Source organism: Mesorhizobium sp. M0045 (assembly GCF_040323385.1).
GTDB lineage: Bacteria > Pseudomonadota > Alphaproteobacteria > Rhizobiales > Rhizobiaceae > Mesorhizobium.
The window spans coordinates 48,091-73,692 of the sequence record NZ_JAMYUY010000021.1; the positions used below are offsets into that span (position 1 = coordinate 48,091).

At 63.5% G+C, this 25,602-nt stretch carries 28 protein-coding genes; 18 read left to right on the plus strand and 10 right to left on the minus strand.

Features of this window, described 5'->3' with window-relative positions:
- Window positions 1–18: 18 nt before the first annotated feature.
- The gene (locus NKJ72_RS25515) at window positions 19–1,401 is read right to left on the minus strand and encodes an FAD-binding oxidoreductase (protein ID WP_352479927.1); all 1,383 of its coding nucleotides are present in this window, start codon (window positions 1,399–1,401) and stop codon (window positions 19–21) included.
- A gap of 226 nt (window positions 1,402–1,627) precedes the next feature.
- Between NKJ72_RS25515 and NKJ72_RS25520 the strand changes: the two genes are divergently transcribed.
- Window positions 1,628–2,635 (plus strand): AraC family transcriptional regulator, encoded by a 1,008-nt coding sequence (locus NKJ72_RS25520; RefSeq protein WP_352479928.1) that lies wholly within the window; start codon window positions 1,628–1,630, stop codon window positions 2,633–2,635.
- A 122-nt stretch (window positions 2,636–2,757) separates the two neighbouring features.
- Here the strand turns inward: NKJ72_RS25520 and efp are convergent, their stop codons facing one another.
- Window positions 2,758–3,324 (minus strand): elongation factor P, encoded by a 567-nt coding sequence (gene efp / locus NKJ72_RS25525; protein WP_023674374.1) that lies wholly within the window; start codon window positions 3,322–3,324, stop codon window positions 2,758–2,760.
- Window positions 3,325–3,438: 114 nt separating this feature from the next.
- Here efp and epmA point away from each other — a divergent pair, with 114 nt between their 5' ends.
- Window positions 3,439–4,485, plus strand: coding sequence for an EF-P lysine aminoacylase EpmA (epmA, locus tag NKJ72_RS25530; protein ID WP_352479929.1), 1,047 nt, complete (start codon window positions 3,439–3,441; stop codon window positions 4,483–4,485).
- Window positions 4,486–4,531: 46 nt separating this feature from the next.
- Here the strand turns inward: epmA and NKJ72_RS25535 are convergent, their stop codons facing one another.
- Complete coding sequence (locus NKJ72_RS25535) at window positions 4,532–4,702, minus strand: hypothetical protein (RefSeq protein ID WP_352479930.1); 171 nt, start codon at window positions 4,700–4,702, stop codon at window positions 4,532–4,534.
- Window positions 4,703–4,806: 104 nt separating this feature from the next.
- On the opposite strand from NKJ72_RS25535, the gene NKJ72_RS25540 reads away from it, so the two are divergent.
- Window positions 4,807–5,481 (plus strand): DUF8692 domain-containing protein, encoded by a 675-nt coding sequence (locus tag NKJ72_RS25540; RefSeq protein WP_352479931.1) that lies wholly within the window; start codon window positions 4,807–4,809, stop codon window positions 5,479–5,481.
- Window positions 5,482–5,493: 12 nt separating this feature from the next.
- Here NKJ72_RS25540 and NKJ72_RS25545 read toward each other — a convergent pair whose 3' ends face one another.
- Both NKJ72_RS25545 and NKJ72_RS25550 read right to left on the minus strand, forming a co-directional pair.
- Complete coding sequence (locus NKJ72_RS25545) at window positions 5,494–5,805, minus strand: ABC transporter permease (RefSeq protein ID WP_352479932.1); 312 nt, start codon at window positions 5,803–5,805, stop codon at window positions 5,494–5,496.
- Entirely contained in the window at window positions 5,799–5,939 is a 141-nt protein-coding gene (locus tag NKJ72_RS25550) for a hypothetical protein (protein ID WP_352479933.1), read from the minus strand. Before NKJ72_RS25550 ends, NKJ72_RS25545 begins: the two co-directional genes overlap by 7 nt.
- A 20-nt stretch (window positions 5,940–5,959) precedes the next feature.
- On the opposite strand from NKJ72_RS25550, the gene NKJ72_RS25555 reads away from it, so the two are divergent.
- The 8 genes from NKJ72_RS25555 (at window position 5,960) to lpxK (ending at window position 12,209) form a co-directional block, all read left to right on the plus strand.
- Window positions 5,960–6,262: a hypothetical protein gene (locus tag NKJ72_RS25555; RefSeq protein ID WP_352479934.1), complete on the plus strand. Its 303-nt coding sequence runs from the start codon at window positions 5,960–5,962 to the stop codon at window positions 6,260–6,262.
- The gene (locus NKJ72_RS25560) at window positions 6,259–6,450 is read left to right on the plus strand and encodes an FAD-dependent oxidoreductase (RefSeq protein ID WP_352479935.1); all 192 of its coding nucleotides are present in this window, start codon (window positions 6,259–6,261) and stop codon (window positions 6,448–6,450) included. The genes NKJ72_RS25555 and NKJ72_RS25560 overlap by 4 nt, the downstream gene beginning before the upstream one ends.
- A 162-nt stretch (window positions 6,451–6,612) precedes the next feature.
- Window positions 6,613–7,956 carry a TldD/PmbA family protein gene (locus tag NKJ72_RS25565; protein ID WP_352479936.1) on the plus strand — a complete coding sequence of 448 codons (1,344 nt, stop codon included), beginning with the start codon at window positions 6,613–6,615 and terminating at the stop codon, window positions 7,954–7,956.
- Complete coding sequence (locus NKJ72_RS25570; RefSeq protein WP_352479937.1) at window positions 7,943–8,749, plus strand: 3'(2'),5'-bisphosphate nucleotidase CysQ; 807 nt, start codon at window positions 7,943–7,945, stop codon at window positions 8,747–8,749. Before NKJ72_RS25565 ends, NKJ72_RS25570 begins: the two co-directional genes overlap by 14 nt.
- Window positions 8,750–8,823: 74 nt before the next feature.
- Entirely contained in the window at window positions 8,824–9,069 is a 246-nt protein-coding gene (locus NKJ72_RS25575; protein WP_023674378.1) for a DUF4170 domain-containing protein, read from the plus strand.
- Window positions 9,070–9,074: 5 nt separating this feature from the next.
- Window positions 9,075–9,854 carry a lysophospholipid acyltransferase family protein gene (locus NKJ72_RS25580; protein ID WP_023717166.1) on the plus strand — a complete coding sequence of 260 codons (780 nt, stop codon included), beginning with the start codon at window positions 9,075–9,077 and terminating at the stop codon, window positions 9,852–9,854.
- A complete protein-coding gene (gene waaA, locus NKJ72_RS25585) occupies window positions 9,851–11,167 on the plus strand; it encodes a lipid IV(A) 3-deoxy-D-manno-octulosonic acid transferase (RefSeq protein WP_254817457.1) in 1,317 nt (438 codons plus the stop codon). Before NKJ72_RS25580 ends, waaA begins: the two co-directional genes overlap by 4 nt.
- 1 nt (window position 11,168) lies before the next feature.
- Window positions 11,169–12,209, plus strand: coding sequence for a tetraacyldisaccharide 4'-kinase (gene lpxK / locus NKJ72_RS25590; protein WP_352479938.1), 1,041 nt, complete (start codon window positions 11,169–11,171; stop codon window positions 12,207–12,209).
- Window positions 12,210–12,451: 242 nt separating this feature from the next.
- Here the strand turns inward: lpxK and NKJ72_RS25595 are convergent, their stop codons facing one another.
- Both NKJ72_RS25595 and NKJ72_RS25600 read right to left on the minus strand, forming a co-directional pair.
- A complete protein-coding gene (locus tag NKJ72_RS25595) occupies window positions 12,452–12,685 on the minus strand; it encodes a DUF2093 domain-containing protein (RefSeq protein WP_031211156.1) in 234 nt (77 codons plus the stop codon).
- Window positions 12,686–12,905: 220 nt separating this feature from the next.
- Window positions 12,906–13,841: a LysR family transcriptional regulator gene (locus NKJ72_RS25600; protein WP_352479939.1), complete on the minus strand. Its 936-nt coding sequence runs from the start codon at window positions 13,839–13,841 to the stop codon at window positions 12,906–12,908.
- Between the two features lie 90 nt (window positions 13,842–13,931).
- Between NKJ72_RS25600 and NKJ72_RS25605 the strand changes: the two genes are divergently transcribed.
- Together NKJ72_RS25605 and NKJ72_RS25610 are read left to right on the plus strand one after the other, a co-directional pair.
- Window positions 13,932–14,825, plus strand: a complete 894-nt coding sequence (locus tag NKJ72_RS25605; protein WP_352479940.1) for a DMT family transporter — start codon at window positions 13,932–13,934, stop codon at window positions 14,823–14,825.
- A gap of 124 nt (window positions 14,826–14,949) precedes the next feature.
- Entirely contained in the window at window positions 14,950–15,705 is a 756-nt protein-coding gene (locus NKJ72_RS25610) for a hypothetical protein (protein WP_352479941.1), read from the plus strand.
- Window positions 15,706–15,739: 34 nt separating this feature from the next.
- Here the strand turns inward: NKJ72_RS25610 and mutL are convergent, their stop codons facing one another.
- Together mutL and NKJ72_RS25620 are read right to left on the minus strand one after the other, a co-directional pair.
- Window positions 15,740–17,590, minus strand: a complete 1,851-nt coding sequence (gene mutL / locus NKJ72_RS25615) for a DNA mismatch repair endonuclease MutL (RefSeq protein WP_352479969.1) — start codon at window positions 17,588–17,590, stop codon at window positions 15,740–15,742.
- Window positions 17,591–18,193: 603 nt separating this feature from the next.
- Window positions 18,194–19,096 (minus strand): LysR family transcriptional regulator, encoded by a 903-nt coding sequence (locus NKJ72_RS25620; RefSeq protein ID WP_352479942.1) that lies wholly within the window; start codon window positions 19,094–19,096, stop codon window positions 18,194–18,196.
- Between the two features lie 103 nt (window positions 19,097–19,199).
- Here NKJ72_RS25620 and NKJ72_RS25625 point away from each other — a divergent pair, with 103 nt between their 5' ends.
- Window positions 19,200–20,189, plus strand: coding sequence for a zinc-dependent alcohol dehydrogenase family protein (locus NKJ72_RS25625; RefSeq protein WP_352479943.1), 990 nt, complete (start codon window positions 19,200–19,202; stop codon window positions 20,187–20,189).
- A gap of 22 nt (window positions 20,190–20,211) precedes the next feature.
- On the opposite strand, the gene NKJ72_RS25630 is transcribed toward NKJ72_RS25625, so the two are convergent.
- On the minus strand, window positions 20,212–21,114 hold the full coding sequence (locus NKJ72_RS25630) for a LysR substrate-binding domain-containing protein (protein ID WP_254817464.1): 903 nt from the start codon (window positions 21,112–21,114) through the stop codon (window positions 20,212–20,214).
- Window positions 21,115–21,205: 91 nt separating this feature from the next.
- On the opposite strand from NKJ72_RS25630, the gene NKJ72_RS25635 reads away from it, so the two are divergent.
- The 4 genes from NKJ72_RS25635 (at window position 21,206) to NKJ72_RS25650 (ending at window position 25,594) form a co-directional block, all read left to right on the plus strand.
- Entirely contained in the window at window positions 21,206–22,756 is a 1,551-nt protein-coding gene (locus NKJ72_RS25635) for a trimethylamine methyltransferase family protein (protein ID WP_352479944.1), read from the plus strand.
- Window positions 22,757–22,797: 41 nt separating this feature from the next.
- Window positions 22,798–24,447 (plus strand): ABC transporter substrate-binding protein, encoded by a 1,650-nt coding sequence (locus NKJ72_RS25640; RefSeq protein WP_352479945.1) that lies wholly within the window; start codon window positions 22,798–22,800, stop codon window positions 24,445–24,447.
- A gap of 105 nt (window positions 24,448–24,552) precedes the next feature.
- Window positions 24,553–25,032: a DUF3828 domain-containing protein gene (locus tag NKJ72_RS25645; RefSeq protein ID WP_352479946.1), complete on the plus strand. Its 480-nt coding sequence runs from the start codon at window positions 24,553–24,555 to the stop codon at window positions 25,030–25,032.
- 4 nt (window positions 25,033–25,036) lie between these two features.
- Window positions 25,037–25,594 (plus strand): hypothetical protein, encoded by a 558-nt coding sequence (locus NKJ72_RS25650; RefSeq protein WP_352479947.1) that lies wholly within the window; start codon window positions 25,037–25,039, stop codon window positions 25,592–25,594.
- Window positions 25,595–25,602: the final 8 nt, after the last annotated feature.

Here is a 25,602-nt window from a genome sequence, read left to right on the forward strand (position 1 = left end):
GGCCGGCCGCCGCCGCCGTCAAGCAGCCGGCCGGATGTTTTGGTTCACCCGGAAGAGGTTGTTTGGGTCGTATTTCTTCTTCAGCGTAGCCAGGCGCTCATAATTGTCGCCATAAGCCGCCTTGAGCCTTCCTTCGCCCTCGTCATCCATCATGAAGTTCAGGTAGGCGCCACCCAGATCGAACGGATGCACGGCCTCCCAGTAGGCCTTGGTCCAGCGGGTCACCGGCCCGGCTTTCTGTGGGTCCGGATCGATCCCGGCGATGACCATCGACCAGGTCGCATTCCGGCAATTCCAGGGTGTCTCGTCTTTGCCGACGCGATGGACCGCGCCATCGATAGGGTAGAGGTGCATGAGCGATAGCTCGCTCGGCGTCTTCGCCGCCTGCTCGAGATGGGCCTCGATCGCCTCGTCGGACAGCGTCTTGACGAAATCGCCCCGCCAGTACCACTGCATCCCCTTCGGGTAGAGCCCATCGAACATGCTCTGCACCGCGGGATAGGGCATCGTTCCCATCCAGTTGAACCAGGGCGCGGGCAGCGCATCGAGCAGCGGGGCCAGCGCCTCTCTGCCTTTTTCCTCCGGGCCGTTGTAGCAGCACATCAGCAGACACATCCGCTTTCCCCAAAACTCTTCCGGGAAGGGTGCGCTCGAGAGGACGGTCTTGAGCCCAAGAAAGATCCCAAGTTCTTCGGGCGCATTCGGCAGGAACTCGCGATAATGCTGCATGATGGTGCGGGCGTGGCGCTGATCCCATGCGATCGGCCCCGCAAAGACCATGCTGACCTGGTGGAGCTTGAACACAAAGCTGGTGACGATGCCAAAATTGCCGCCGCCGCCGCGAAGCGCCCAGAACAGGTTGGGGTTCCGCTCCTTGCTTGCGGTGACGAAGCTTCCATCGGCAAGCACGACATCGGCTTCGACCAGATTGTCGATGGTCAGGCCATATTTGCGCGTCAGATAGCCGTGGCCGCCGCTCAGCGTCAGTCCGGCGACCCCGGTGGTCGAGATGATGCCCGCCGGTACGGCTAGGCCAAAGGCATGGGTGGCATGGTCGACGTCGCCCTGAGTGCAGCCCGGGCCTACCCGCGCCGTACGGGCATCCGGATCGACGCGCACACCGTTCATCGCCGACAGGTCGATCACCAGACCGTCGTCGCAACTCCCCAATCCTGGTCCGTTATGGCCGCCGCCACGTACCGCAACCAGCAAATTGTTGTCGCGGCCGAAATTCACCGCTGTGATCACGTCGGCGACGTCGACACAGCGGGCGATGATCAGCGGCCGCTTGTCGATCATGCCGTTGTAGAGCTTGCGGGCCTCATCATAGCCGGCGTCGCCGGCGCGGATGACTTCGCCCCGCAGGCTTGCTGCGAATTTGGTGATGTCTTCATCGTTCATGACATTCCTCCCTGTTATTGGACCTGTCGGCCGGCCGATGAAACGCTAATCCCGTCCGCTGTTCCCGCAAATGTCACATCGTCCATTTCCGTTGCCCGATCGTTCAGAGTAGGATTAGACCGGATGGATGGTTGCTCGGGCGGCCATATTGCCGGATAGTTCGAGATGCCTGGCGGAAAAACTCGTTGTCAAAGGGGGTAGCCGATCGTTTCCGGAGGTGTAGTGCATGGATGTCCTTTCCGATGTGCTCCGGGCTGTTCGCCTCACCGGTGCGATCTATTTCGACGTCGACGCCAGTTCTCCCTGGGTTGGCGAGTCGCCGGGCACTGCCGACATTGCCGCCGCTGTCATGCCGGAGGCAGAGCACATCATCTCTTTTCATGCCGTGATGTCGGGGTCGTGCTGGGCCGCGCTGGCAGACGATTCGGTGCCCCCGGTGCTGGTGAACGCCGGTGATGTCGTTGTCTTCCCCGGTGGTGTTCCGAACGTCTTGAGCTCCTCACCCGGGGCGCGGGGCGAACCCAATATGGCGATGTATTATCGGCCGATAGACGAGAGCCTGCCGTTCGCGGTCATCCATGGGGGCGGGGGAGACGAGCGGACCCGGTTCATTTGCGGGTATCTTGGGTGCGATGCGCGTCCCTTCAATCCTCTCCTCGCCGCATTGCCGGCCATCCTGTGTGCCCGCAAGCCCGCCGATGGAAGCAGCTGGGTTATCGACCTTTTTCGGCTGGCGCTGGCAGAAGGTGGCAGTGGGCGGGCGGGCTGTGAAACGATCCTTGCCAAGCTGAGCGAGCTGATGTTTGTCGAGATCATCCGCCGCCATCTCGAGACCCTCCCCGACGATTCGCGCGGCTGGCTGTCAGGCCTACGGGATCCACATGTCGGCGAGGCGCTCCGGCTTATTCACGCTCGCCCCAGGGAGGAATGGACATTGGACCGGCTCGCCCGCGAAGTGGGGCTCTCACGCACGGCGTTTGCGAGCCGCTTTACCCACTATGTCGGGGTTTCGCCGATGCACTATCTTGCTCGCTGGCGTCTGCAACTGGCGGGACGTCTGCTCGAACGGCCCGGAATGAGCATCGCGCAGGCGGGTGCCGAGGTCGGCTACGAGTCGGAAGCCGCCTTCAATCGCGCCTTCAAAAAGTTCGTCGGCATTCCACCTGGCACCTGGCGAAAGGGACGGTCGGCATTGCTCGAGGCTCACAGATTGCCCGCTGGCGTCGTGCAATAGGAAAGAACTGGCTGGGGCGTTGACGCTTCGGTCTGCGTGCAGCGTCCCAATACTCGAAAGCCCCTGGCACAAAGCGGTAGACGATGACCGGCCGCCGCGACGCTTTCGGCGAGCTTCACGCCTCAATCCTTCGCGCGCTCGACATAGGCGCCATCGGCCGTCATCACCACCACGCGGGTGCCGGCGCTGATGTGTGGTGGCACCAGGGTGCGCACGCCGTTGGACAGCGTTGCCGGCTTGTAGGATGAGGATGCCGTTTGGCCCTTGGTCACCGGCTCGGTCTCGACCACCTCGAAAGTGGCGCGCTGCGGCAGCACCAGCGAGATGGCGATGTTGTTGTATTGCGAGATCTGTACCGGCATCCCTTCCACCAGATAAGGCGCCATGTCGCCGACCACGCTTTCCGGCACCGCGACCTGATCATAGGTCTCCGGGTTCATGAAGTGAAAGCCTTCGCCGTCGCGATAGAGGAACGTGTGCTCGCGCTCCTCGACATAGGCGCGCTCGACCTGCTCTGTGGTGCGATAACGCTCGGAAACCTTTACCCCGTCGGAGATGCGCCGCATGTCGAGCTGGGTGACCGGCGTACCCTTGCCAGGATGAATGTTTTCGGCAAAGAGGATCACATAAAGCTTGCCGTCCTTTTCGACGACGTTGCCTTTACGTAAGGAGCTGGCGATGACCTTCACGGGTTTCCATCCTGATAAAATTTGTTGGCGCAAATCGGCTGGAGAGGCCGTTGCGTGCGGCCTAGCGCATCTTGGCCGCAATCGCCAGCCCTCTCTGCAATTCCCCTGAAGCCGATGACCGCCGCTTCGCCGTGGTGGACGCCGCATGTCCACGCCGACCGCCGGCCGCGGCTGATTCTGCGCAACGCCATTGCCGCCGGCATGCGCGACTGGTTCGCCCGCCGCGACTTCGTCGAGGTGGAGACATCGGCCCTGCAGGTCTCGCCCGGCAATGAAGCGCACCTGTCGGCCTTTGCCACCGAGGCGATCGGGCCGGACGGGCAGCGCCAGCCGCTCTATCTCCATACTTCGCCAGAATTCGCCTGCAAGAAGCTGCTTGCTGCCGGCGAAGAGCGCATCTTCAGCTTCGGGGCTGTGTGGCGCAACCGCGAGCGCGGCCCCTTGCACCATCCTGAGTTCACCATGCTCGAATGGTACCGCGTCGGCGAGACCTATGAGAGCCTGATGCGCGATTGCGCCGAGCTCGTCGCGCTGGCGGCCGAACGGGCGGGCGCAAAGCGTCTTAGCTTCCGCGGCCGCGAGGCCGACCCGTTTGCCGAGCCGGAACGGTTGAGCGTCGCCGAGGCCTTCATGCGCCATGCCGGCATCGATCTGCTGGCGACGGTAGCAGCCGACGGCAGCACCGACCGCGAGGGTTTGCATGCCGCCCTGGTCCAGGCCGAATTGCGGACCGCGCCCGACGACAATTGGGCCGACCTGTTCAGCCGGGTGATGGTCGAAAAAATCGAACCGGCGCTGGGGCAGGGGTGTGCCACAATCCTCTACGGCTACCCGATCTCGGAGGCGGCATTGGCCCGGCCGAGCGCCGACGATCCACGCACCGCCGAGCGCTTCGAGCTCTATTGCTGCGGCGTCGAGCTCGCCAACGCCTTTGGCGAATTGACCGATCCGGCCGAGCAGCGCCGGCGCTTTGCCGCCGAGATGGACGAGAAGCAGCGCGTCTATGGCGAACGCTACCCGATCGACGAGGATTTCCTCGCCGCGCTCGCCATCATGCCGCAGGCGAGCGGCGCGGCGCTCGGCTTCGACCGGCTGGTAATGCTCGCCACCGGCGCGCTCAGGGTCGACGACGTGATCTGGACGCCGGTGGCTGGTCCCTGACGAGAGGTTGGGCTGACCGAGGCGTCAGATTTGGACCAATTACATGTCAGGCCAGGCCGCCGCTGGCTCCGTCGGCCAGAAGATTAGCGACGACGAACATCGACAGACCCATCACCAGCGTGCCGGCGGCGGTGATTGCCGGGAGAGCTTTTCGCGCGGCCGTTGGCACTGGCCAGGAACTGCACCAGGACGACTGGTCATGGGCGAAGCGCTGCAACCGTTCCGTGTGTTGCCGCGATCATGGTGGGCCGGCATAGTGCTGGCGGAGTTCGCGGCGCAGCGGAGCTAGCGGCCAGCGTACTTAGAATGGGCCTGGGCACAATGCCAGACAAGAACGCGCTGGACGCAAAGCATGGCGGCGAATGGACAATGTCCTGGCGCTTGGTCATACTTGCGGCCGCAGCGATTAACGTTGTGATGCTCTTGGCCGCGCTGTTCGTCGCGCAAATTCTAGGTCTGGACGCTACGATCTTCTATCGAGATCCATCTGCAGCCGCCGACGTCGGCTTCTACACGGGGTGGATTTCGTCTTTAGGTGCCTCACTATGGATCGGCACCGGCGCTGCGACCCTGTTTGCTGGTCGGCTCACGCGCCGATGGGATTGCACGTTTCTCGGCGGCCTTACCCTGGTCTTGGGCCTCGATGACCTGTTGTTGATCCATGAGGACGTGCTGCCCGTTGTTGCGATACCAGAGATTGTTCCCATGATTGCCTATGCCGTCGCCGGGTTGTTCTGGTTCTTTCGGCTGCGACGGAAGACATTCGAGGGCACGATCGTATTTGTGGCCGCAGGCTTCCTACTCGCGATGTCAGCAGCCATCGACCAGCTGGGAGAGCTGTTTCCAACCCCGGATTCGGCGGTCGACATCGCCGAAGACGCCGTCAAAGAGCTTGGCATCTTTCTTTGGGCGGCAGGTGCTGTCGGGTACGCGGCGATGGTGACACGATTGGGCCGCCCGTGGGTGGATCCAGCCGATCCCAACTCTACAGGCTGACTGCCGCACACGCTATGAGCCAACGGCGGTGATCACCACCGGCACGATCAGCGGCGACAGCAGCAGCGGCATGACGATGCGGCGGCCGGGAAACTTTTCGTCGGAAAGCGCAATCGCTGCAAACGTGCCGAGTGTCGTCGCGATCAGCGTCGTCCCGAACGCAACGATCAGGCTGTTCCCGATCGCTGATTGCCAGCGTTGGGTGCCGAGCACGACCGCGTACCAGCGCGTCGAAATCCCCTCCAGCGGAAAGATGAAGAAGGCGCCGCTGTTGAACGACAAGGGAACCGGAACGAGGATCAGGAGGAGAAACAGGATCACCATGCGAGGCCCTTGGGCACGGAGGCGATGAGGCAGGCGAGGGGGAAGCCCAGTATCAGCGTGGCCAGCGTCTCCGCCGCGGCGACGAAGAATGTGGGCATGAACACCTGCAGGAAGATCGCCTGCTCCGGCGGCACTCTTTCAATGCCTCCAATTCGTGCGCCAATCGCTTCCGGCGGCCACCCGCGCCAATGCGCTGGCGCTCGCCGGTCTGCTGGCCGAGGCCCTGACGGCCTGGGAGGAGGTGGTGGCGGACGCTGACCTGGCAGACTTGCCGCGCTCCAACGGCTGTCTCTACTTGTATCGTCGCGAGAGCGATTTCGCCAAGGCCGCTGGGGGCAGGGCGCTGCGCGCCGGGTTTGGCGTCCATCAAGAGGTTCTGATGCCGGAAGCGGTGGCGCGCTGGAGCCCGGCCTGCCCGCGACCGGGGCCAGCGGTCTGTACTTCCCGGACTCGATGAATGTCACCGATTCCCGGCCCGTCATCGGTCCGTCGCGCGGCAGCTCCAGAGTGATCCATGCCTTCGGTCATGGTCATCTCGGCCTGACACTCGCGCCGATCACCGCGCGCCTGGTCGCCGAGCTGATCATTGGTCCCGGCGATCCAGCGCGTCTCGCGGCGTTTTCGGCTGATCGCTTCCGCGCCTGATCGATCGAACATTTCGCCGTCGGGTTGCGATCAGGAGTCGCGCCGACCTGGGCTGGATGCCCCCTGATTGTCCGCTTCTCCCATTGCAGAAGCCGCGCCGGGACAATAGATGGTGCATCGACGGCTGCCCTTCAGCCGGCCGGAAATAACAGGATCATGCGCATGACCGATACGCTCGACGCAGCGAAACTGACCGATCGCGTCGCAGCCCTGGTCGAGGCTGCCAAACGGGCCGGCGCCGATGCCGCCGATGCGGTTGCGGTGCGCGGCCGTTCGACCGGCGTGTCGGTGCGGCTCGGCAAGGTCGAAGGCACAGAGGCGTCCGAGAGCGAAGACGTCTCGCTGCGTGTCTTCGTCGGCAAGCGGGTAGCGAGCGTTTCGGCAACGGCGGCATCCGACCCCAATATGCTGGCCGAGCGTGCCGTCGCCATGGCCAAAGTGTCGCCCGAAGATCCCTATCAGGGTCTCGCCGATCCGGCCTTGCTGGTCAAGACGCCGCGCGACCTCGATCTCTTCGACGCCACTCAGGTATCGGCGGACCAGTTGAAGGAAGCAGCCCTTGCCGCCGAGGCGGCGGCGCTTGCCGTCAAGGGCGTCACCAATTCGGCCGGCAGTAGCGCCAGTGCCGGGCTGGGCGGCCTCGTGCTCGCCACTTCGCATGGGTTTGTCGGCCATTATGTCGCGTCGCGCTTTTCGCGCTCGACCAGCGTGATCGCCGGCGAGGGCACCGGCATGGAGCGCGATTACGAATTCTCCTCGCGCCAGCATTTTTCCGATCTCGACGCGCCGGAAGACATCGGCCGCAAGGCCGGCGAGCGCGCCGTACGCCGTATTGGCGCGCGCAAGGCTGCGACCGGGCCGGTCGACGTGGTGTTCGATCCGCGCGTGGCGCGCGGCATTGCCGGCCATCTCGCTGGTGCCATCAATGGCGCCGCGGTGGCACGCAAGACCAGCTTTCTGCGCGACATGATGGGCAAGAAGGTGGCTTCGGCCGCAATTACCGTCACCGACGAGCCGCTCCGGCGCCGCGGCCAGGCCTCGCGCCCGTTCGACGGCGAAGGCGTCGAGGGCGAAAAACTGTTCATGGTCGACAAGGGCGTGCTCAACCACTGGTTCCTGTCGACTTCCGCAGCGCGGGAACTCGGCCTCGTCACCAATGGGCGCGGCTCGCGCAACGGCTCGTCGGTCTCCCCGTCATCGACCAATCTTGCAATCGAGCCTGGCGAACGGACGCCGGAAGAGCTGATCAAGTCGCTCAAGACCGGCTTCTACGTCACCGAAGTGTTCGGCCAGGGCGTCGACATGGTGACGGGCGAATATAGCCGCGGCGCTTCCGGCTTCTGGATCGATAACGGCGAGCTGGCCTATCCCGTCGCCGAGGTGACCATCGCCTCCAATTTGAAAACCATGTTCCTCAACATGGTTCCGGCGAGCGATCTCGACCGCAATTTCGGCACTGCCGCGCCCACGCTTTTGATCGAAGGAATGACCCTTGCCGGAGCTTGATCCGGCCGTCTCGGCCGGCGCTACTGAAGACCTGCAGCTGCTGCTCGACGCTGCCCGCGAGGCAGGGCTCATCGTCATGCAGTACTTCAACAACAATCCGCAGGTGTGGATGAAGGGCGGCACCTCGCCGGTCAGCGAAGCCGATCACGCCGCCGACAAATATCTGCGCGAAACCTTGCTGGCGGCCCGGCCGGACTATGGCTGGCTGTCCGAGGAAACCGTCGACGACCCGGTAAGGCTTATCGCGCGCCGCACCTTCGTCGTCGATCCGATCGACGGCACGCGCGGCTTCCTCGAGGGCTTGCCCACATGGTGCGTCAGCGTCGCGGTGGTCGAGAACGGCCGCACGCTTGCCGGCGTGCTCGACTGCCCGGCGAAGGGCGAGATCTATTGGGCGCTGCCCGGCGAGGGCGCGTTCCTGAATGGCAAGCGCATCAGCGTGCGTCCGCCGGCGGAAACGGCCGAAATCGCCGGACCGAAGCCGATGATCGACCTGCTGCCGGCGAAATGGCACAAACGGCTGAAGCGGGTGCCCTATATTCCGTCGCTCGCCTACCGGCTGGCCATGATCGCCGGCGGCCAGCTCGATGCCACCTTCGTCAAGGCCAACGCGCATGACTGGGACATCGCCGCGGCCGATCTCATCCTGCGCGAGGCAGGCGGCGCCGTGCTCGATCGGCACGGCCGCGCGCCGCTCTATGCCGGCGAAGTGATCCGTCACGGACCGCTCGCCGCCGGCAGCGGCGAACTCCTCGCCGTGCTCGCCGGCGTCATCGCCGGGCTGGACAATTGAACATTATCAATAGTTCCAAAGTCGGCGGCTTTGGTCTAGACCTGTCCCAAACTCACGATATGTGAAGGATCGACATGGCCGCTGAAGACGGAAAGAAACAGCTTTTGCACCTGGTGTTCGGCGGCGAACTCAAGAAGCTGGGCGGCACCGAATTCCGCGATCTCGACGCGCTCGACATCGTCGGCATTTATCCGGACTATCAATCGGCGCACGCCGTCTGGAAGGCCAAGGCGCAAGCTAGTGTCGACAATGCCCATATGCGCTATTTCGTCGTTCACCTGCACCGCCTGCTCGACCCCGAAAACAAGGCTGTCGGTTGACATCGATGAACCATGAAGCGGTCAAGCGTTCAGCCCCGCGGTCGGCGGTCAGACGTCGCAAGCCGAAGACGTTCTGGCGCAAGATCCGCGAACCGCTGGCGCAGTCGCGATTCGTCAAGAATGCGCTTGCCGCGCTGTTTGCGTATTTCGTCCGCCTTGTCCGCTTGACCAACCGCATGGTCGACGGATCGGCCAAGTTTTCCGGCGGCGCCTATGCGCAGCTCGAGCCTGGCATCATCGCGCTTTGGCACGGCCAGCATTTGCTGACCCCGGCCTATTATCCCAAGGGACGGCCGCTGGTTGCCATGGTGTCGCGCAGCGCCGATGCCGAGCTCAACGCGCTGATGGTCGAGAAATTCGGCATCGAGGCGGTGCGCGGCTCTGGCGGGCGTGAAAGCGCAAGGCATCTCGACAAGGGCGGGGCCAAGGCGCTCATCGCCCTCAAAAAGTCGCTCGCCACCGGTAAGAATGTCGCCATGATTGCTGATATTCCCCACGGCACGCCGCGCGATGCGGGGCTCGGTGTCGTCCTCCTGGCGCGGCTGTCCGGCCGGCCGATCCTGCCTGCCGCGATAGCCACCAGCCGCCGCAAGGTGATCGAGGGCAGCTGGGACAAGACGACGATCAACTTGCCCTTCGGCCGCTCCTCGATCGTCGTCGGCACGCCTGTCTTCGTGCCGGCCAACGCCGACGCCGCGGAAATGGAACGCAAGCGCCAGGAGGTCACGGCCTCGCTCAATGCCGCGACTGCCGAGGCCTATCGCCTTGTGGACGGTTCGAAATGAGTATGCGCTGGGCGCGCGCCTTCCTGACGGCATACCGTTTCGCCGGCGCCGCCGCTTACCCGCTGGTCGGACCTTACGTCGCCTGGCGCACATCCAGAGGCAAGGAGGACCGCATTCGCCGGCGTGAACGCTACGGCGTCGCCGGACGCGAGCGCCCCGAAGGCCCGGTGATCTGGATCCATGCAGCCAGCGTCGGCGAGACCATCGCCGTCGTGCCGCTGGTCGAGAGCATTCTCGATTACGGCGTCAACATCGTGCTGACCACAGGCACCGTCACCTCGGCGCAGGTCGCCGAAGAACGGCTGGGCGACCGCATCATCCACCAATATGTGCCGCTCGACCTCAAGCCGGCGGTCAGCCGCTTCCTCGACCATTGGCAGCCGGACCTGGCGATCATCGCCGAATCGGAGATCTGGCCGATGACCATCCTGGAACTCGGCGCCCGCCGCGTGCCGCAGGTTCTGGTCAACGGCAGGCTGTCCGACCGCTCTTTCAAATCCTGGAAGAAGCGCGCCAACATTGCCGAAGCATTGTTCGAAAATCTCGCCCATGTCGTTGCCCAATCGGATCTCGATGGCGAGCGCTTCCTTTCGCTCGGCGCCCGGCCGGTCACCGTGTCCGGCAATCTCAAGGTCGACACCGCGCCGCCGCCGGCCGACGAGCGAGCACTGGCGGCGCTGAAACGCCAGATCGGCGGTCGCCCGACCTGGGCGGCGATCTCGACCCATGATGGCGAAGAGGCGGTCGCCGCCGAAGTTCATGCGATGCTGCACAAGCGCCACCACGGGCTTTTGACGATCATCGTGCCGCGCCATCCCGATCGCGCCGGGCAGCTGGCCGCCCAGATTTCCGGCATGGGCCTGAAGCTGGCGCAGCGCAGCAAGGGCGACAGGATCACTGCCGACACCGATATACTGCTCGGCGACACGATCGGCGAAATGGGGCTTTATCTGAGACTGACGGAAATCGCCTTTGTCGGCCGTTCGCTGACTTCCGAGGGCGGTCAGAACCCGCTGGAACCGGCCATGCTGGAGACGGCGGTGCTTGCCGGCCGCAATGTCCAGAATTTTCGCGAGGCCTATCAGCGCCTGCTCGATAGCGGCGGCGCTAAGCTGGTGCGCGACCGCGATATGCTGGCCGGCGCCGTCAATTTCCTTTTGACCAACGAGGCGGCCCGCCATGAGATGATGGCGGCGGGCGCGGCGACCGTCGACGAGATGCGCGGTGCGCTGGCACATACGCTCAGGTCGCTCGAGCCCTATATCCAGCCGCTGGTCGTCAAGTCGCGCCTGAAGGGCGCGAACGGGCGCTGACGTGACCTCGGAAGCGCCGCCCTTCTGGTGGGAAGAGCCCGACTGGCGGGTCACGGCGCTGTCGCCGCTCTCCGCCATCTATGCGCTTGTCGCCGGTCGCCGCATGCGGCATGCACCGCGCGAAAAGGTCGAGGCGCCGGTGCTCTGCGTCGGCAACTTCACCGTCGGCGGCACCGGCAAGACGCCGGTGGCCATCGCATTGGCCGAGCAGGCCCGGCGCATGCAGCTCAATCCGGGTTTCCTGTCACGCGGCCATGGCGGCTCCTTCGCGCAGCCGCATATCGTCGATCCGCACCACGACGCCGCCAAGCATGTCGGCGACGAGCCGCTGCTTCTGGCCGAACACGCGCCGGTCGCGGTGACGCCGAATCGGGCCGCCGGCGCCAGGCTTCTGCTGGAGAAGCTCGGCTGCGATTTCCTGATCATGGATGACGGTTTTCAGAGCGCGCGCATCCACATCGACTATGCGCTCGTCGTCGTCGACGCGCGCCATGGCATCGGCAATGGCCGCGTCATCCCCGGTGGGCCGCTGCGGGCAAACATCGTCGACCAATTGGTCTTCACCAGCGCCTTGCTGAAAATGGGCGAGGGCACAGCGGCCGATACGGTTGTGCGCCAGGCAGCGCGCGCCGGCAGGCCGATCTTCGAGGCGCATACCGTGCCGAGCAGCAAGGTGACGCTGGCCGGCAGGCGGTTCCTGGCGTTCGCCGGCATCGGTCATCCCGACAGGTTTTTCGACACCGTAAGCGAGGCCGGGGGCGAGCTTGCGCTGACCCGACCATTTCCAGACCATCATTTCTACAGTGCGGACGAGCTTGCCGAATTGGCGGCGACAGCACGTAAAGCCGGGCTTGGCCTCATTACCACCGCCAAGGACGCTGCCCGCCTGCGTCACGGCGCAGCACCGCCAGAATTCCTCGACGGGCTCGATGTGCTGAAGATCGACACTGTGTTCGAGCTTGACCACGTGCCGCAGCGCATTATCGACGAGACGCTGGATGCCTGGCGGCAGCGCAGGCTGAGGGGTCGATCAGCAGCTTGAGCACCGAGGCGGTGTAGGACTGGAATTTGCAGCTTTCCGCCGGTCGAGCGTATTTTGTTCTTGCTTTGTGCCGGCAGCTATGCTACTGATTTCGGTATGGTGATGATTCGCCGGTGACCCGCCTTCGAGCCTGAGGCGGGTTTTTTATTTCAAGATAGGCTCTAAAGTTTCGGTGTTGCCGGCCTGACCCGGGGGGCAGAGGGCGCAGGATCGCAACGGGGCGACTCCCCATCTGCGCTAGACTAGCGTCGGCGGCGCAGTTCCGGATGCGCTTCGATCTCGCGGCGCAGCGAGGCGGCGGCATTCACATAGGGTTCCTGCCTGGCGACACTCCAGTATTTGAGCTCGTCGAGCGGGATGCTCTCGCCGGTCACCGCGCAGCGCACGAAGGCGCCGGGGCTGGTCACCTGGAAGTCGCCATCGAGATAGCGGATGCGGGCTTCCTTGCCGCCGGGACCTTCGAAACGGTTCATCATGGGGTGGTGCCGAAATTCATGACGATGTCATCGCCACAAATTGCGGCGAGGTCAAGCTTGGTTGGCCTTGCCTGGTTCTGTTTCTGGTGACACTTGCTCAAACAAGCCGGCAAAGCGAATGCCAATGCATGTCGCGCAAAGTGTGCGGCGGTTTTGCGCGACATGCATAAACACAAGAACCTGAAGCACGTCGCATGATGCCGGTCGAACGCGACGCGTCTTAGGCATCTCCTTCCTCGGCCGTGATAAACTGCTCGATCTTCTCCGCTGGCAGCCCTGCCTGGACGGCGATGCGCCGGGCGAGCTCGGCGGCGGCTGCGCGCGGCCGCCCCAGCGGCCGGTCGAGCCAGTAGGATATCGGGCTGAGAACGCTGCGTTCGTCGACGGCGACGATGCGGCCCGACTTCAATTGGTCCACCGTCAACGGCGGACGTGCCAGCGCAATGCCGAGCCCGTGCGCGGCGGCGTCGAGCACGAGGTTGTAGTCCTCGAAACGGCGGTCGTGCGGCCGCGGCCGATAGTCCATCTCCTGCGCCGCAAACCAGGCGCGCCAGGCCGAAGCGTCGGAATCGTTGATCACCGGAAATTCGAGCAGCCGGGCAGGATCTCCGCGGCCGATCTCCCTGGCCAATTCCGGCGAGGCGACCGGGAACACATATTCTTCGAAAAGCTGCACCGAGATCCGGCCCGGAATGCGGCCGCGCCCGCAGCGGATCGACAGGTCGATGCCTTCGTCGGCAAGATCGCCCTGGCGGATGTCGACGTCGAGCATGATCCGCAGCTTGGACGGGTGATTCTCCAGCGCCGCCATGCGCGGCATCAGCCACAGCCCGCTGACCGAGGGGATCGAGGTCAGCCGCACCACCGCCGTGCCGCGCGGCTCAACCCAGCGATCCGAATTGCTGGCGATCAGGGCGAAGGCTTCGGTGGTGCGCAGATGCAGGCGGTTGCCTTCGACGGTCAGCGAGACGCCGCGCGCGCCGCGGTCGAAGACTTTCAGCCCGAGCCAACCCTCGAGCTTGGCGATCTGCCGGCTGACGGCGCCATGGGTGATATTGAGCTTCTCGGCCGCAGCCGAAAAGCTGCCGGTCCGAGCCGCGGCGTCGAAGGCGCGCAGCGTTTCGAGCGGCAGCATCGGGTCTAAGCTGTGATCCATAGTCACAGGTGATCCTCGATTTGTTCGTTTGTCAACCGACCCGCAATAGCGTTTCTCTACTTCATGGCATTGGATCGCGAGGACACCCAGATGAGCGCTTACACCGGCACGTTGAATACGACACAGCGCATGGATGCCGCGGCTGCCATCGCGGTGGCGCTGACGGTGGTCGGCTGGGCCTCGGCCTTTCCGGCGATCCGCGCCGGCCTTGCCGCTTTCGGGCCGCTGGAACTTGGCGCGCTGCGCTTTGCCATCGCCGCGGTTCCGGCGGCGATCTTTCTCGCTGTCAAGCGGCCGGCACTGCCCAGGCTCGATGAACTCTGGCGCTTTGTCTTCGGTGGCGCCGTCTTCGTCGCGCTGTACACGGTGATGCTCAATTTCGGTGAACTGACCGTTTCGGCCGGTGCCGCCGGCTTCATCATCAATGTCAGTCCGATCTTCACCGCCATCATGGCCATGGCGCTGCTCGGCGAACGCTTCTCGGGCCTGGCCTGGGCCGGCACATTCCTGTCCTTCGCCGGTATCGGCATCATCGCCATGGGCGAGGGGCAAGGGCTCCATTTCAACAGTGGTGCGCTGCTTGTCCTCGGCTCGGCATTGTGCTCGGCCGTCAACACCATCGTCCAGAAGCCGCTGTTTGGCCGCCACCACCCGCTGACGATCTCTGCCTCGAACATGGTGCTTGGCGCGCTCTGCCTGTCGCCCTTCCTGCCGAGCGGTCTGGCGCAGGCGGCGGTCGCCGACACCGCCGGGCTCGGCGCGGTCATCTTTCTTGGCATCGTGCCCAGCCTCATCGCCTATGCCGCGTGGGCAACAGCACTTTCCCGGCTGCCCGCCGCGCGCGCTTCCAATTTCCTCTACCTGGTCTCGCCGGTCGCGACGCTGATCGGCTTCTTCTGGCTGGGCGAAGTGCCGACAGTGCTCGGCATCATCGGCGGCGCGCTGGCGCTTGGTGGCGTCATCGTGGTGAATTTGAAGAGATGAATCAGATGGTTGAGGCCTTTTGCCGACTCAAACCGGCTACTGACGGCCATTGCGATGCAGACACGAGCCAGGCGGGTGTCTATGTTGATCGCGTTGGCGAAGCGCAGTAAGGGTCGACATGGGAATGCAGTTTATCTCCGCAGTGTTTTTCTTGCTGCTGCTCAGCCAAAAAGCCGCCGCGGGTTGGTATCAGGTCGAAAATTACGAAGGTTTCATTGGGCCTAACCCAGTCCATCTGTCGCTGCAGAGGAATGACAGTTTCGGCAGCGGGATTACGGTCGAGGGGAGCTATTTCTACGACGCGAAGCAAAGCCCGATAGCCGTGTACGGCAAGATCAACGGCACCAGCGTGTCCCTTTGCGAGGTTGCGGACGACAAGGAATTCGACCGGGTCCTGGTCATGGGATCGAAAACGCCCGTCGACACTACTGGATGCCCATTTTCTCTGGACATTGGTGAAAGCGGTGCAACGGGGGCATGGAGCAAGGGTGCGGACAAACATCCCGTTACGCTCAAGAAAGTTGCGAGCCTGGACGATACCGGCGACGGGAAGATTGATGGAACCGTTGAGATCCCGTTCTGGGCGCAGACCGCCACCGATAGATTTGCGGGAATCTACGCGAAAACCGACGCCGGCATTTGCATGGAAAAGTTGCTAGTCATCAGCAAGCGCAGCAAGAAAGTCGTTCAAGAGATCGTTTTCGATGACGAAGATTGCGACGCGGGTATGCTGATGACACCAATCTATATGAACGTTCAAAAACACACGGAAAAAACCGTCGAGATTATTTCTGTAAGCTTTCGCGGCGGCGGCGCCGGCTATAGCATGGACTATGCTTTCTCTCCTAAAACCAAAAAGTATCATAAATTGGTGAACTGAGCGGGTGCCCGCTTGGCATTGCGCAGGGTAAGGCTTACCGCCTGCCGAACAGCCTCTCGATATCCGACAGCTTGAGCTCGATGTAGGTGGGGCGGCCGTGGTTGCAGGTGCCGGAGCCGGGCGTCGCCTCCATCTGGCGCAGCAGCGCGTTCATCTCTTCGGGCTTGAGCAGACGGCCGGAACGCACCGAGCCGTGGCAGGCCATGGTCGCGGCTATTTTGTCCAGCCGCTCCTTCAGCGTGTCGACCGTATCGTTGTCGGCGATCTCGTCGGCGAGGTCGCGCACCAGCTGCTGGACGTTGGTCTCACCAAGCATCGACGGCGTCTCGCGCACCGCGACGGCACCGGGGCCGAAGCGCTCGATGCCGAGGCCGAAGCGGGCCAGCGTCTCGGAGTGCATGGCGAGCCGCTCGGCATCTTCCTCCGACAGATCGACGATTTCGGGCAGCAGCAACATCTGTGACGGCACCGCGCGTGAGTGCAGCGCATTTTTCAAGGCCTCATAGACCAGCCGCTCATGCGCCGCATGCTGGTCGACGATGACGAGCGAATCCCTAGTCTGGGCGACGATGTAGTTCTCATGCACTTGTGCGCGCGCCGCGCCCAATGCCGTGCCGAGCAGCGTCTCTGCCGCCTGGTCCTGTCCGGCGCGCGCGTCGGCACTGTGCAGCGGCCCGGCATCGAACGCCGCCTGCTCGTCCTCGCCCAAGCCGCCGCCCATAGCGAGCGGCCGCTGCGGCGAACGGGCCGGATCGAACCCGGCAAAGCCTGAGGCCCGATAGGCGGCCTCGTAACTGCGGTGACCGTTGGCCGGCCCGCCATGCGCATAGGATGCCGCGCCTGGCCGGAACGCCGCCATCATGCCGGCGGCCCCCGTGGTGGCGGCGCGGATGCCGGCATGGGCCAGTGCTTCACGGATGGCGCCGACGATCAGCCCGCGCACCAGCCCCGGGTCGCGGAAGCGCACGTCTGCCTTGGCCGGGTGGACGTTGACGTCGACGATCGCCGGATCGAGCGTCAGGAATAGCACGGTGACGGCATGGCGGTCGCGCGGCAGCACGTCGGCGAAGGCGCCGCGAATGGCGCCGGCGATCAATTTGTCACGCACCGGGCGGCCGTTGACATAGGCGTATTGCTGTAGCGCGTTGGCGCGGGTGAAGGAGGGGACCGAGACATGGCCGGCGAGGTGCACGCCGTCCCGCATCGCGTCGATGGCGATCGCATTGTCCGGAAAGTCGGCGCCCATCACCTGTGCCACCCGGCGCAGCCGGCCTTCCGGGCTGTCGTCGGTCGCCGGCAGTTCCAGCGTCGAGCGGTCCGGGCCGGCCAGAGTGAAGCGCACGGCGGGGAAGGCGATGGCGATGCGCTTGACCACGTCGCCGATGGCCGAGCTTTCGGCGCGCTCGCCCTTCATGAATTTGAGCCGCGCCGGCGTGGCGAAGAACAGGTCGCGCACCTCGACCGTGGTGCCGCGATTGGCGGCGGCCGGCCTGACGGCGGAGACGCGACCGCCGTCGATGCCGATCTCGGCGGCGTTGTCACTGGACACGGTGCGCGAGCGGATCGACAGCCGCGCCACCGAGCCGATCGAAGGCAAGGCCTCGCCGCGAAAGCCGAGCGAGCGGATGTCGTGAATGTCGTCGGCGAGCTTGGAGGTGCAATGGCGCGCGATCGCCAGCGCCAGTTCCTTTTCCGGAATGCCCGAGCCGTCATCGCTGACGCGGATCAGGTTCAGCCCGCCGCCGGCGGTGACGATCTCGACTCTGGTAGCGCCGGCATCGAGCGCGTTCTCGACCAGTTCCTTGACCACGCTTGCCGGACGCTCGATGACTTCGCCGGCGGCGATCTGGTTGATCATCGTTTCGGAAAGCTGGCGGATGGGCATGGCAGCACTATAGGCGGATTCGTGGCCGATGCGGGAGGGGGAGAATAGCGTTGATTGTTGCAAGGCAGGGAGACTGCTCCGTTGCGCTCCGTCCCACCCCCCTCTGGCCTGCCGGCCATCTCCCCCGCAAGGGGGGAGATCGGATGTCGCCTCGGCCTCCGCCAGTCTCCAATGTCTCAAAGGTTGGCGGGACGCATGAACCGCCAATCTCCCCCCTTGCGGGGGAGATGGCCGGCAGGCCAGAGGGGGGTGCTGTCCCGCCACGATGTAGAGATAGGAAAATTGTTGAAGTGAATGGGCTTGGCCCCCAATTGACTTAGTGGATTTAGTCGGGCGAAGGCCAAAATCTGAAGCGAATGGCCGTTGGAGGCGACATTTGGACGTCATCCTAGATTACTTAATGGTAAAGTTCGCTCGATGGATACAGCGTCGAAAGAGTCGTATTGCAAGAGTAATTTTGTTCACTATTTGGACGATTATTTCAATATCGCTAACAGTTGTTCTGGTTTACCTCCTGTATATTCGAAATCTTACCATATAGATTATTGTTCAATCGTCGGGTCGTTCTCGAGGAAATCCGCGCAGCTGACCGCGAGCGTGCCTTCAACTCAGGAGCTTGGGCAGCGCTGCCGCCAGTGCATCGACGGCAAGGCGGACTTTCATCGGCAGATGAGGCGTCTGCAACCAAAGGGCATGAACGTCGTAGAGAAACCGGGATTGTTCCGGCAATAGCAGGACAAGCGCGCCTGCCTGGATGCGCCGGCGAACCAGCCAGTACGGCAGCCAGGCGAGCCCCATGCCAGCGGCCGCGGCATCGGCAATGGCATCGAGATCGTCGAGCCGCAATCTGCTGACGGGCCGGATCTCCATCGCGGGCTGGCCGTTGCGCGGAAACAGCCACGGCTGAACGGCGCGCCCGGAACGGCGGTAGATGATCGCGTGATGGCGGCCCAGGTCATCTATTTCCTGCGGCTGGCCGTGCCGGTCGAGATAGGACGGCGACGCGCAGACGACCATGTGCTGGCGCGCGATGCGACGCGCCATTGCCTCGGCCTGGTCCTCCAGGTCGCCCGTTCTAATGGCAAGATCGCAGCCGTCCTCGGCGAGGTCGGCGAGGGTGTCGCTGAACGACAGATCAAGTTCCAGCGCCGGATATTGCTGCGCAAGCCCGAACAGGATCGGGGCAACGCAGCGCCGGCCGAAATGCACCGGCATGAGCACGCGCAGCTTTCCGCGCGGTTCGGCAAGCTGGTCGGCGGCGAGTGCATCCGCGGCCTCCGCTTCGGCAAGCACCAGCCGGCAGCGTTCGTAATAGGCGCGCCCGAAATCCGTCAGGCTTTGGCGGCGTGTGGTCCGGTTGATGAGGCGCACGCTCAGGCGCTCCTCGAGAAACCGGACATGTTTGCCGACCATCGGCCCGGACAGATCGAGAGCGGCCGCCGCGGCCGCGAACGAGCCAAGGTCGACGGCTTTGACGAACACGGCCATGCTCGTAAGGCGATCCATATTCAAAACCTACAGTTTCTGCTGATCTACTCAAGCGGCTATTTATCCGCCTGATCGCCACTGGCATAGCTGATTCAGTTCAAATATTTTGGAGTTGTGACCGATGGCGCGTGTCGTTCGTTTTCATGAGCTTGGTGGTCCCGAGGTTCTGCGCATCGAGAATGTCGACATGCCTGCGCCCGGGCGAGGCGAGGTCCAGATCCGTGTCAAGGCGTTGGGTCTCAACCGGGCCGAGGCGCTGCTCCGTTCAGGCAGATACATCCAGACCGCGCCCTTACCTTCGGGTCTTGGGCTTGAGGCGGCGGGGATCGTCGAGGTGGTCGGCCAAGGCGTGAGCGGTTTTGCGCCGGGCGATGCCGTCAGCATCGTGCCGCCATTGTCGATGGTCCGCTGGCCTGCCTATGGTGAGATTGCCACATACCCCGCCGAGCTCGTCGTCAAGCACCCGCCGGCGCTGAGCTGGGAAGAGGCCGCCGCCGCGTGGATGCAATATCTCACGGCCTATGGTGCGCTGATCGACATTGCCCAACTTGGCCGGGACGACTTTGTTGTTATCACTGCGGCCTCGAGCAGTGTCGGACTTGCGGCGATCCAGATCGCCAACCTGGTTGGCGCGACCCCGATCGCGGTCACACGGACGTCTGCCAAGAAGCGGGCTTTGGTTGCATTCGGCGCGGCCCACGTCATCGCTTCGGCGGAAGAAGATCTGGAGGCCAGGCTGAAGCAAATCGCCGGCCCGGACGGCGTGCGCGTGGTGTTCGACGCCGTCGGCGGTCCGATTTTCGAGCCTCTGACGGCAGTGATGGCAGCGGGTGGCATTCTCATCGAATATGGCGGCTTGAGCCTCGACCCGACACCCTTTCCGCTACCTGCAGTGCTGGCGAAGACACTGACGCTGCGCGGTTATCTCATGCATGAGATCGTGCGCGATCCGGTCCGGCTGCAGGCCGCCAAGGCGTTCATCCTTGACGGACTAAGCTCGGGTTCGCTGAAGCCGGCAATCGCCAGAACCTTTCCGTTCGACCAGATCGTCGAGGCGCATCGTTATCTCGAAGCGAACGAACAATTCGGCAAGATTGTCGTGACGGTTTGACCGGGGCATTGATGGGATAGCCTCATGCTTGCGCCGCCAGCCAGTCCCGTACCTTGCGGGCGTTGTCGCTGAGCTCGCGGTTCCTCGACCAGATGACATGAAAGCCCTTGCCGGTCGTCATCGTGTGGCCGGTGACGCGCACCAGCAGCCCTGATGCCAGCAGCCGCTCGGCGAGGTGACCCCAGCCGAGCGCGATGCCTTGCCCTTCCATGACTGCCTGGATCACCAGCGCATAGTCGTTGATGCGCAAGCCACGTCCGGCATCGGCGATGTCGACACCGGCCGAGGCGAACCACTCGTCCCAGCTCGCGGCCTCGCGAAACGGCTCTTCGAGATGGATGAGGCGGTGCGATTGAAGGTCCGCGACACGCTCCGGCAGCCCGAACCGGGCCACATAACTCGCGCCGGCGACGGGGAATATCACTTCATCGGCCAGCGGCAGGGAATGATAATCCGGCCATTCCCTGGGCTCGCCGCCGCGGACGCCGAGCGGGATGTCCTCGGCGATGATGTCGAGATCGCGGTCGGCGGTCTGGATGCGCAGGTCGATGCCCGGCAATTCGTCGCGAAACTGCTGCAGGCGCGGCATCATCCAGAATGAGGCGAAGGCGGTCGAGGCGGCGAGCGTCACATGCGCGCCGACGGCGATCTGGCGCAGATCCTCCGCCGACTTGCGAATGTGCGACAGGCCGAGCGAGACGTCGGCATGGAAGCGGTCGCCGGCCTCGGTAAGGCTGACTTGCCGGTGGCGGCGCTGGAAGAGTTTGGCGCCGAGCTGTTCTTCGAGCCCGCGGATCGCATAGGACACGGCAGCCTGCGTCATGCCGAGCTCCCGTCCGGCGGCGGTAAAGCTCGACAGCCGCCCGGCGGCCTCGAAAACGATCAGGCTGCCCGCCGACGGCAGCAGGTGGCGCAAGCTTCGCATAAGCTGACCTTATACAAGAGATCAGGATTTTCCAGCGTCACAGCTGCATTTTGTCTGGCTAGATTGGTCGAGACAGGAAGATGGAGCCTCCATGAACGCACCGGCCGTTGAAGTGAGCGAACATACCAATCGTCGCGCGGGTGGCCGCCTGGGGCGCAAGGCGCTGCGAGGCGCACCCGTTGCGTCATTTCCGACCCTGGTCCGCAAGATTCCGGTGTATCAGATGGTTCCGGACGAGGCGGTGGAACTGATCCACCAGGAATCGCTCTCGATCCTCGAAGAGGTGGGATGCGAGTTCCGCGACGACGAGGCGATCGCAATGTGGAAGGCGGCGGGCGCCGATGTCTCGGAGACAAGGGTCCGCATCGACCGCGCCCTGCTCATGGAGCTCATCTCGAAGGTCCCGTCGGAATTTACGCTCAATGCGAGGAATCCCCAGCGTTCGGTACGTGTGGGCGGCAACAACTCCATCTTCGTGCCGATGTATGGCGCGCCATACGTGCGCGACCTCGACAACAACAGGCGCTACGGCACACTCGCCGACCTCCACAATTTCCACAAGCTCGCCTACATGGCGCCGGCGCTGCACTCGTCGAGCTCGATCATCTGCGAGCCGATGGAAATTCCAGTGCCGAAGCGTCACCTCCACATCATCCATTCGGCGCTGAAGCACTCCGACAAGCCGTTCATGGGCATCGTGACGTCCAGGGATCGGGCCGAAGACACGATGGCGATGGCGGGCATCGTGTTCGGCGAGGACTATGTCCGCGACAACCCGGTCCTGGTGGCGATCACCAACTGCAATTCGCCGCTGGTCTGGGATGCCACCATGCTGGACGCGATGAAAGTCTATGCGCGCCACAACCAGCCGCTGATCCTCGCGCCCTTCGCTCTTTGCGGCGCCTCGACTTCGGCCTCTGCCGTCGGTGCGGTCGCGCAGGTCAATGCCGAAGCGCTGGCGGGTGTCGCGTTCACACAGCTGTTGCGTCCGGGTTCGCCGCAGATCTACGGACAGTTCATGGTGACGGTCGACATGAAGACCGGCGCTCCCATGGGCGGCACGCCGGAGGCGGCCCAGATGATGTATCTCATGGGCGCGCTGGCGCGGAAGTATCGGCTGCCGTGGCGCACGTCCGGTTTCCATGTCGGCTCGAAGCTGAACGACGCCCAGGCGGGCTACGAGGCGAACATGCTGATGCATGCCGCCATCCTTGCCGGCGCCAACTACATCTGGCACTCCGCCGGTTGGCTCGAGGCCGGCCTGACCTGCGGCTATTCGAAATTTGCCACCGACTGCGAGCAGCTTGTCGGCTGGTACAAATATGCCGGCGGGCTGCCATTCGACGATTTCAAGGAGGCTATGGCGGCTATCCGCGAGGTCGGACCGCAGGGCCATTTCCTCGGCACCCAGCACACGCTCGAACATTTCGAGTCCGCCTTCTTCATACCGAGCATCATGGACTTCAATTCGTTCGAACAGTGGAAGGCGGAAGGAGCAAAGGACCACGACACCCGCGGCCGCGAGAAAGCGCGCAACATGCTCGCCGATTACGAGGAGCCGAAGCTCGATGAGGGCATCGCCGATGGTCTCAAAGATTTGATTGCGCGGCGCGAGGAGAAACTGCCGGACAGCGTTAGTTGATAACGGGCGAAGACCCGATGGGAACCATAACGGAGGAAAAAATGACACTCTTCAGAAGCAACGGTGATCGGGTGCCGAGCGCCATCGAAGCGATGGCCAGCGAGGCGCGTGCAGGTCGTGTGGATCGGCGCGAGTTTCTGGCTCTGGCAAGCGCCTTCGGCGCATCGACGGCCTTTGCCTACGGCATGATCGGCCTTGCCATGCCGCAGCGGGCTTTGGCTGAAGAGCCGAAGAAAGGCGGCACGCTCCACGTTTCGATGTCGGTGAAGGCACAAAAGGATCCGCGCACCTACGACTGGGTGGAACTCGCGAACATTTCACGCTGCTGGCTGGAGCCGCTTGTCCGCTACACGCGCCAGTTCACTTTCGAGCCGGTTCTGCTCGAAAGCTGGGAGGTCAACGACGACGCCACCGAATATGTGCTGCATGTTCGCAAGGGCATCGCCTGGAACAACGGCGATGCTTTTAGCGCCGATGACGTGGTCTACAATCTGACGCGCTGGTGCGAGAAGGCTGCCGCCGGCAATTCTATGGCCGCGCGCGTCGGTGCGCTGATCGATGCAAAGACCGGCAAGGCCAGGGAAGGGGCGATCACCAAGGTCGACGACAACACGGTGAAGCTGAAGCTGAACGAACCGGACATCTCGCTGATCCCGAACTTCACCGACTATCCGGCGCTGGTGGTCCATCGCAACTTCGACGCCGACGGCGCCAATCCGATCGAGAAGCCGGTTGGCACCGGGCCGTTCGAGCTGGTGTCTTATGCGGTCGGCCAGAAAGCGGTCGTCAAACGTCGCGAAAATGGCAAATGGTGGGGCGGTGAAGCGCTTCTCGACGGCGTCGAATTCATCGACTACGGAACCGATTTCAATGCGTCCGTAAACGCATTCGACTCCGGCGAAATCGATCTCAACTTCGAGACGCCTGCCGACTTCATAGACATCCTCGACAAGATGGGGCTGGTGAAATCGGAGGTCGCGACAGCGACCACGCTCGTTGCCCGCACCAACATCACGCACAAACCCTACGATGACAAGCGGGTCCGCAACGCCCTCCAGATGGCCGTCGACAACAATGCGGTGCTCGAACTTGGCTATGCCGGGCGAGGCACCGTCGGTGAAAACCACCACGTCAGCCCGATTCATCCGGAATACTACGCGCTGCCCAAGAAGACACGCGACGCAGCGGGCGCCAAGAAGCTGATGGCGGAGGCCGGGCAGGCCGACTTCGAGCATGAACTGATCACCGTCGAGGACGATTGGCAAAAGAACACCGGCGACGCGATTGCCGGCCAGTTGCGCGATGCCGGGATCAAAGTGAAGCGCACGGTGCTGCCGGGTTCGACCTTCTGGAACGACTGGACGAAATATCCTTATTCCATGACCATCTGGTACATGCGCCCGCTTGGCGTCCAGGTGTTGGCGCTCGGCTATCGCACCGGCGAGGCCTGGAACGAAACCGGCTACTCGAACCCTGATTTTGACGCCAAGCTCAAGCAGGCTCTCTCGCTCATCGACGTCGAGAAACGCCGCGAGGTCATGAAGGACATCCAGCAGATCCTGCAGGATTCGGGCGTCATCATTCAGCCGTTCTGGCAGAAGCTGTTCAGCCACATGAACGAGAAGGTGAAGAACTACGGTGTGCACCAAACCTTCGAAATGGATCTCCAGAACGTCTGGCTGAACGCCTGAGTTGCCAGCAGAGGACGCGTTGCAGGATTTCATGGACCGCAAGAAAGCTGACGGGCAAGATGCGTGGTACTGATAGCTTCCGTCAGTGAACAATCGGGGACACGCATGAAACTGCCACTTTTTGTTGCCGCGCTTTCGATGGCCTTGCCGGCGGCCGCGTTTGCCGGCCCTGCTGCCAATGCCGTGAAGTTCTTTTATGTCCCGTCGGTCAAATTCGAGGCCGATGCGCAATATCGCGACCGCTTCACCGCACCGGTGACGAAACTGTTCGAACTGAACGACAATGCGGCAAAGAACCATCCGGATGAAGTTCCCTGCATCGACTTCGCCCCTGGTCTCGATGCGCAGGACTATGACGAGAAGACCGTGGCCAAGACGCTGACGCTGGCCGAAACGCTGGATGGCGACAGCGCCGAGGTGACGGCGACCTTCAACCTTTTTCCGGAAGGGGATGATTCCAAACGCGAAATGGTCTGGTCGTTGAAGAAGATCGACGGCCAGTGGAAGGTCGCCGACATCACCTCGAAGACCAGCGGGCGGACGCTGAGTGCGCTCGAATGCCTGGCCGGGCAGTCGCCGGAGTGATGCCGTGCTCCGCTGTCATCCCTGGCTTTTGGCGACTGCGTGCCTGCTGGCCGGATTGAGCAGCGCCGCCGCTCAGGGCCTGTTCGGCGCGCCGCCCGCAAACGCGCCGGCCGACAGTGCGGCACCGCCGAAGGCAGTTTTGCCGCCGGCAGAAAACGCGCCGGCCGCACCCGTGCAGCCGGGCTCGCCGACCGCGGTGGTGAAGCCGTTCTACGAGCATGCCGGGCTCGAGGTCGATCCGGCTCAGCGGGGCCATTTCACCGACCCGGCAAAGTCGGTGCTCGACAAGAGCGACGCGCTGCGGAAGTCGGGGCAGGGCGAATGCCTCGATCCCAACATGGCGCTCGACAATTCCGAATACGACAAGGCGGAGATCGACAAAAGCCTGAAGACCATCGAAGCGATCAAGGGCGACGAGGCCAAGGTCGTCGTCGCCTTCGTCGTCGCCGGCAACCCGCACCGGCTGGAGTGGAAATTCAGGAAAGTCGACGGCGACTGGAAGATATCGGACCTTCTCTCGGTGACCGGCGAATGGGCGCTAAGCCAATACCAGTGTGAGTGAGAACGGAA